Source organism: Mesorhizobium sp. M0633 (genome assembly GCF_040320645.1).
GTDB lineage: Bacteria > Pseudomonadota > Alphaproteobacteria > Rhizobiales > Rhizobiaceae > Mesorhizobium.
In genome coordinates this window covers 1-692 of record NZ_JAMYQC010000129.1, presented here as the reverse complement: position 1 = coordinate 692, position 692 = coordinate 1, and the positions used below count along the sequence as shown (strand labels likewise).

2 protein-coding genes are annotated in these 692 nt (G+C 59.4%); one reads left to right on the top strand and one right to left on the bottom strand.

Annotated features, from left to right (window positions below; genetic code table 11):
* The coding region (locus NKI47_RS34995) for a hypothetical protein (RefSeq protein ID WP_352596407.1) at positions 1–270 on the bottom strand (270 nt) is incomplete at its 3' end.
* 226 nt (positions 271–496) lie between these two features.
* Here NKI47_RS34995 and NKI47_RS34990 point away from each other — a divergent pair.
* Positions 497–692 (top strand): MucR family transcriptional regulator (locus NKI47_RS34990; RefSeq protein ID WP_352596409.1); only part of this gene is annotated, 196 nt, incomplete at its 3' end.

The window sequence follows — 692 nt, the reverse complement described above, 5'->3', positions numbered from 1 at the left end:
ACCCGCAAGCGCCCGCTCGAGGCGATATGCGCATCTTCTGAGCGGTTCGACCCAGGTTAGCGAGAATTGCAAAAAGCTCAAGACCGTGCGGCTGCACATCGGGTTTCGCGCGGATTGGTGGCCATCAAGGTCGTTTGTGACCACAGGATTAACAGGCAAAGCTTGTGCTTGAATTACCGCAATGCTCAGCATCGGTTCAACCACCGTATTCGAGTTCGCAGCGCCTGCCGAGGGCGCGCTGGCCGGGGCGCAGGTCAAATCGAAAGTCAAGAACCGAAGCCTAGCTACCGCATCCGCGAGGGCTTCGTGAGCTGCGGAAGGACGACCTTGGGGCTTCATGGGGGGCGCAAAACATCTTTGGCGCTTCGTTTTGCCCGGCCGACAGCGCGCAGATCAACACGCGCACGACGGCGGATGCAGCGCTATGGTCCTCGGTGCCGACGAGCATCGCGATAGTCCTGCCGGGCTGTATTTGCTTTCAGCGACAACCGCCACTATTAAGCAACACTTCGCCGACTGTGTTTCAGGCTGCCCGGAGAATTTCATGACAGAAGAAGCCGCAAAAAACATTGACACCCTCATCGAGCTCACGGCCGATGTCGTCTCAGCCTATGTCTCCAACAATCCGGTCCCGGTGGGGGATCTCCCTGCCCTGATCGGCCAAGTGCACGCGGCGCTGAAAGGCACGGCCG